The following is a 6304-nucleotide window of genomic DNA, read 5'->3' on the forward strand; positions in this document are numbered from 1 at the left end:
GTCCTCCGGGCTGTCTACGTAAGTTACGCGGCCGCGAGCTTGGCGGCCGAGTCCGCGTCGACGCAGGCCTGGATCACCGCGTCGAGGTCGCCGTCCAGGACCTGGTCCAGGTTGTACGCCTTGAAGCCGACGCGGTGGTCCGAGATGCGGTTCTCCGGGAAGTTGTACGTGCGGATCTTCTCGGAGCGGTCGACGGTGCGGACCTGGCTGCGGCGGGCGTCGGCGGCCTCCCTCTCCGCCTCCTCCTGCGCCATGGCGAGCAGCCTGGAGCGCAGGATACGCAGGGCCTGCTCCTTGTTCTGCAGCTGGCTCTTCTCGTTCTGGCAGGAGGCGACGACTCCGGTCGGAATGTGCGTGATGCGCACGGCGGAGTCGGTGGTGTTGACGGACTGACCGCCGGGCCCGGAGGACCGGTAGACGTCGATGCGCAGATCGTTGGGGTTGATCTCGACGTCGACCTCCTCGGCCTCGGGCGTGACGAGCACACCGGCGGCGGAGGTGTGGATACGGCCCTGCGACTCGGTGGCCGGCACACGCTGCACGCGGTGCACACCGCCCTCGTACTTCAGCCGCGCCCACACGCCCTGCCCGGGCTCGATCTGCCCGCGGGTCTTCACGGCGACCTGGACGTCCTTGTAGCCGCCCAGCTCGGACTCGGTGGCGTCGATGATCTCGGTCTTCCAGCCGACGCGCTCGGCGTACCGCAGATACATGCGCAGCAGGTCGCCGGCGAACAGCGCGGACTCGTCGCCGCCCGCGCCCGCCTTGATCTCGAGGATGACGTCCTTGTCGTCGCTGGGGTCGCGCGGGACGAGGAGGAGGCGGAGCTTCTCGGTGAGCTCCTCGCGCTGCTGCTCCAGGTCCTTGACCTCGGCGGCGAAGTCCGGGTCGTCGGCGGCCAGTTCACGCGCGGTCTCGATGTCGTCGCCGGTCTGCTTCCAGGAGCGGTACGTGGCGATGATCGGGGTGAGTTCGGCGTACCGCTTGTTCAGCTTGCGCGCGTTGGCCTGGTCGGAGTGGACCGACGGGTCGGCGAGCTTCTTCTCCAGGTCGGCGTGCTCGGCGACGAGTTCCTCGACGGCCTCGAACATCTTGGGCTCCTGCTGGTACGGGGGGTGAAGGGGCGGGCGACCAAAAACGCCGGTCCCGGGCACACCCCGGGCTGGGGGCGTGACCGTGGACCGGCGATATGGGGCTCGCTACTTCTTGGAGCCGGCGGCCTTGCCGAAGCGGGCCTCGAAGCGGGCCACACGGCCACCGGTGTCGAGGATCTTCTGCTTGCCCGTGTAGAACGGGTGGCACTCGGAGCAGACCTCGGCCCGGATGGTGCCGGACTCGATGGTGCTGCGGGTGGTGAACGACGCGCCGCAGGTGCAGCTGACCTGCGTCTCGACGTACGCGGGGTGGATGTCGCGCTTCAAGGTGTCTCCTAGGTTTCGGGAGGGCGCCGGGTCGCTGCCGCGGGGTGCGGGAGCGTGAACCGGAGCCGACGTACCAGTCTGCCAGGACTGGGGCCATCCCCCAAAACCGGGGGTTGCTGTTGTTTGTTCCCTGCGGGTTCGTTGTGGCTTGTCGCGCCCACGCGGCGGAGCCGCATATCGATACAGTCCCGCGCCCCTTACGGGGCGCTCACCACACCCTTGGCTTCACCGGTGGCCGTTTCCTCTGTCGCCGTCTTCGGGATCGGCTGGTCGTTCTTCAATGCTTCCCACACCAGATCCGCCTTCTTCTTCTGGAGGAGGACCCTGTTGGGGTTGGCCGGGTCGTACTGGACCGGCATCGTGACCATCTGCATGCCGGCGGGGCTGATGCCCTTCATGCCGTTGGCGAAGGACATGAGGGAGTTGACCGAGCCGAGAGAGGAGTCGGTCGTGATGGTCTTGGTCGCGGTGTCGGCGAGGTCGACGAGTTTCTTCGGGTTGGTGAAGATGCCGACCTCCTTGACCTGCTGGACCAGGGCCTTGACGAAGGCCTGCTGGAGCTGGATGCGGCCGAGGTCGGAGCCGTCGCCGACGCCGTGGCGGGTGCGGACCAGGCCGAGGGCCTGCTCGCCGGTGAGCTGGTGGGTGCCCGCCTTGAGGTCCAGGTGGCTCTCGGGGTCCTTGATGTCCTCGGTGGTGGTGACCTCGACGCCGCCGAGTTCGTCGATGAGCTTCTGGAAGCCGGCGAAGTCGACCTCCAGGTAGTGGTCCATGCGCAGGTCGGTGAGCTTCTCGACGGTCTTCACGGCGCAGGCGGCGCCCCCGGTGGCGTACGCGGTGTTGAACATCGCGCTCTGCGCACCGGGGTGCTTCGTGCCGTCGGTGTCGGTGCAGTCGGGGCGCTCTATGAGGGTGTCGCGCGGTATGGAGACGACGCTGGCCTTCTTGTGGCCCTCGTAGACGTGGACGATCATCGCGGTGTCGGAGCGGGCGGTGCCGTCGTCCGTGCCTCCGCCGAGGTCCTTGTTGCTGCCGGAGCGGGTGTCGGAGCCGAGGACGAGGATGTTCTCGGAGCCGTTGTCGACCTTCTCGGGCCGGTCGGTGCCGAGGGCCTGGTCGATGTCGACGCTGTTGATGTTGCCGTTGAGCTTGAAGTACAGGTAACCCATGCCGGTGCCGCCCAGGACGACGATGCCGGCGGCGGTCCAGGCCATCACCTTCATGCCCTTGGGCCGCTTGTCGCGCGGCTTGCGACGGCGTCCCTTGCCCCGGGGGCGTGCGGCCGGTGTGCTCTCGGCAGACATGTGCTCCTCAGCTCTCGTCCGGTCGGTTACCCCCTGCGCTCGATGCCAGACGCGGCCGGTGCACGGCCCGTACGGCATCTATCGTCGCTCTGTTCGGTTCAGACGGGGAAACCCGGCACAGGGTTGCACGGCGTTCTGTGCCGCCCCGCGCGACGGGGCGGCACAGAACGCGCGGCTCAGGGGCGGTGCGGACTCCGCTCACCTGCGGTTTCAGCCGAAGATGTCGTACTGCTCGAAATCGGTGCCGACGGAGATCCTTGTGGCGAAGATCTCGCTCGTGGCCTTTCCGGTGCCCTTGTACAGATAGAGCGTGCCGTCGGGCTTACGGGCCAGGAAGTCCGCCTTGCCGTCACCGCTGATGTCGCCGACCGCGTCGAAGGCGTTGTACGTCTTGCTGCTCCAGGTGCGCACCTTGACGCGGCTGGAGAACGCGCCCGTGCCGGCCTTGCCGGTGCCCTTGTAGAGGTAGACGTAGCCGTTGGAGGAGGCGCGGGCGATCAGGTCGGTCTTGCCGTCGCCGTTGAAGTCGCCGTGGCCGCGCACGGAGTTGTACTGGTTCCAGCCCGAGCCGACCTTCACGCGGGCGGAGAAGGAGCCGTTGCCCTGGCCCGGGTAGATCCACAGCACGCCGGCGGAGTCGACGGACAGCAGGTCGGGCAGGTAGTCGCCGGTGACGTCACCGGGGACGACGATCCGGGTGCGGGTCTTCCAGTTGTCGGCGAGCTTCTTGATTGACCAGGTGCCGCTGGAGATCACGTAGTGGGTCCAGTAGACGTCGCCGTCGCTGCTGCGCCGGTAGACCAGGTCCTGGTAGCCGTCGCGGTCGAGGTCGGTCTGCAGGACGAGGTTGACGCCCTTCCAGCTGCCCCAGGACTCGCGCGCGGCGAACGAGGAGCCGCTCGAGTTCTTGGAGTAGCCGGTCGTCGTGGACGCTTTGCGCACCCACAGGTCGGCCCGGTGGTCGCCGCTGATGTTGGTGTCGTCGATCCGCGGATAGGCGGCGCCGACATAGCCGCTCACCTTGGCGAAGACGCTGTAGGCGCCCTTGGCGACACAGTCCTGCACGCCCCAGGAGACGATGCCGACGATGCGGTTGTTGACCACGAGCGGTCCGCCGGAGTCGCCGTTGCAGGCGGTGGTGGTGCCGGTGTCGCTGCCGGTCGCGGGCTTGCCGGCGCACACCATGTGCCCCTTGACGAAGTCCGCCCCGTACGCGCCCGCGCAGGTGGTGTCGGACTGGACGGGCAGCGTGGCCGTCTTCAGCGTCTCGGAGATGGCGTCGCTGGTGGAGCTGGTGCGACCCCAGCCGTAGACCTTGGCGCTGGTCCCGGCGGCGTACGACGTGGTGTCGCCGGAGGTCGTCATACGGATCGGGGTGGCCCGGACGGGGACCGGCAGGGTGAGCACCGCGATGTCGTTGTCGATGGTGGCCGCGTTGTACGAGGGGTGGTTCCACTGCCGCCACACCCCGGTGACGGTGCCGCCGTGCAGATCGCTGCCCCCGTCCGACGGCAGCTGCGCGGTGCCGGTGACGATGGCGCCGTTGGCGTGCCAGTCGTAGCCCTTCACGCAGTGCGCGGCGGTCAGGATCTTCGTCGGCGCGACGACGGCCCCGCCGCAGAAGAACCCGATGTCGTCGCTCGCGCCGCTGGTGCCGCGGTCGTCGTAGTAGTGCAGCTGCGCCATCCAGGGCGCCGAGGCGATGCTGGTCTCGTTCCCGCCGATGATCTTCGGATCGGCGACGAGCCGCGAGCTCGCGCTCAGGGACGACTTGCTCGTCTTCCCGGCCACGTCGTCACCGGCCATCGCGCCCGCGACGCGCTGCTTCAGCTCGGCGAGCGACGGCGAGCTGATCGCCGGTTCGACGGTCGGCTGCGGCAGCGCGGTCGCGGCCCCGGCGGACGAGCTCAGCAGAGCGGCGGCAACAGCGGCGGCGACACCGGCAGCGGCGATGGGCAGGCCAAAACGCACCGTACGTCTGTGCCGACCGCCCCCGGACATGGGTCTACCCACGAAAGTCCCCCCTCAGGGATCACACGTTCGAAGGGCGCGATCGTACCCCGGGCGAAGAACAGCAATGAGGGCCGCCCTTACGAGAAGGGCGGCCCTCACAGACCTCAGGGGCGCGGGGAACTGCGCGACCAGCCACGAACAACCCGCAGCCGACCGAACACGGTCACCTCAACGGCGACTAGTCCCCATTCCCCGGCGCCGGCGTCGTCTTCTGGATCTGCATCAAGAACTCGGCATTCGACTTCGTCTGCTTCATCTTGTCCAGCAGCAACTCCACCGCCTGCTGCTGATCCAGCGCGTGCAGCACCCGCCGCAGCTTCCAGACGATCGACAGCTCCTCGCTGCCCAGCAGAATCTCTTCCTTACGCGTACCGGACGCGTCCACGTCCACCGCCGGGAAGATCCTCTTGTCCGCGAGCTTCCGGTCGAGCTTCAGCTCGGCGTTACCCGTGCCCTTGAACTCCTCGAAGATCACCTCGTCCATGCGGGACCCGGTGTCCACCAGCGCGGTGGCGAGGATCGTCAGCGAACCGCCGTCCTCGATGTTCCGCGCCGCACCGAAGAACCGCTTCGGCGGGTACAGCGCGGTGGAGTCGACACCACCGGAGAGGATGCGGCCGGAGGCAGGCGCCGCCAGGTTGTACGCACGGCCCAGACGCGTGATGGAGTCGAGCAGCACGACCACGTCGTGGCCCAGCTCGACCAGCCGCTTCGCGCGCTCGATCGCGAGCTCGGCGACCGTCGTGTGGTCCTCGGCCGGGCGGTCGAAGGTCGAGGAGATGACCTCGCCCTTGACCGACCGCTGCATGTCGGTGACCTCTTCCGGACGCTCGTCGACCAGGACGACCATCAGGTGGCACTCGGGGTTGTTGTGCGTGATCGCGTTGGCGATCGCCTGCATGATCATGGTCTTGCCGGTCTTCGGCGGGGCCACGATCAGACCGCGCTGGCCCTTACCGATCGGCGACACGAGGTCGATGATGCGGGTGGTCAGCACGCCCGGGTCGGTCTCCAGGCGGAGCCGGTCCTGCGGGTACAGCGGGGTGAGCTTGTTGAACTCCGGGCGGCCACGGCCGTGTTCGGGCGCCATGCCGTTGACGGAGTCGAGGCGGACCAGCGCGTTGAACTTCTCACGGCGCTCGCCCTCCTTGGGCTGGCGCACGGCACCGGTGATGTGGTCGCCCTTGCGCAGGCCGTTCTTGCGGACCTGGGCGAGGGAGACGTACACGTCGTTCGGGCCGGGCAGGTAGCCGGAGGTCCGGATGAAGGCGTAGTTGTCGAGGATGTCCAGGATGCCCGCGACGGGGATCAGGACGTCGTCCTCGGCGATCTGCGGCTCCTGGACGTCGTCGCGGCCACGGCGGCCACGGCGGTCGCGGTAGCGCCCGCGACGGCCCCGGCGGCCGCCCCCGTCCTCGTCGTAGCCGTCGTCCTGACGGCCGCCGCCCTGCTGGTTCTGCTGGCGGCCCTGGCCACCCTGCTGCTGGTCGTCGCCCTTGCCGCGACGGTCACCGCGGTCACCGCGGTCGCCACGGTCCCCGCGCTCGCCCCGGTCACGGTCGCGGC

General features: G+C 68.6%; 5 protein-coding genes. All 5 read right to left on the reverse strand.

Translation table 11 applies throughout. The features are described 5' to 3' along the window. Positions 1-23: 23 nt before the first annotated feature. The gene (prfA, locus tag N4P33_RS13090; RefSeq protein WP_260826563.1) at positions 24-1091 is read right to left on the reverse strand and encodes a peptide chain release factor 1; all 1068 of its coding nucleotides are present in this window, start codon (positions 1089-1091) and stop codon (positions 24-26) included. A 108-nt stretch (positions 1092-1199) separates the two neighbouring features. After that, a complete protein-coding gene (rpmE, locus tag N4P33_RS13095) occupies positions 1200-1421 on the reverse strand; it encodes a 50S ribosomal protein L31 (RefSeq protein WP_030740744.1) in 222 nt (73 codons plus the stop codon). A gap of 197 nt (positions 1422-1618) precedes the next feature. Further along, positions 1619-2725 (reverse strand): LCP family protein, encoded by a 1107-nt coding sequence (locus tag N4P33_RS13100; RefSeq protein ID WP_260826564.1) that lies wholly within the window; start codon positions 2723-2725, stop codon positions 1619-1621. A gap of 210 nt (positions 2726-2935) precedes the next feature. Further along, positions 2936-4726 (reverse strand): trypsin-like serine protease, encoded by a 1791-nt coding sequence (locus N4P33_RS13105; protein WP_260826565.1) that lies wholly within the window; start codon positions 4724-4726, stop codon positions 2936-2938. Between the two features lie 190 nt (positions 4727-4916). Continuing rightward, on the reverse strand, positions 4917-6304 hold a 1388-nt coding region (gene rho, locus N4P33_RS13110; RefSeq protein ID WP_260826566.1), incomplete at its 5' end, for a transcription termination factor Rho.

Source organism: Streptomyces sp. 15-116A, from assembly GCF_025290915.1.
Classification (GTDB): domain Bacteria; phylum Actinomycetota; class Actinomycetes; order Streptomycetales; family Streptomycetaceae; genus Streptomyces.

Excerpts from the sequence above, each read along its gene's own strand:
- prfA (WP_260826563.1), bottom strand. The coding sequence starts at position 1,091 with ATGTTCGAGGCCGTCGAGGAACTCGTCGCCGAGCACGCCGACCTGGAG.
- N4P33_RS13100 (WP_260826564.1), bottom strand. The coding sequence starts at position 2,725 with ATGTCTGCCGAGAGCACACCGGCCGCACGCCCCCGGGGCAAGGGACGC.
- N4P33_RS13105 (WP_260826565.1), bottom strand. The coding sequence starts at position 4,726 with ATGTCCGGGGGCGGTCGGCACAGACGTACGGTGCGTTTTGGCCTGCCC.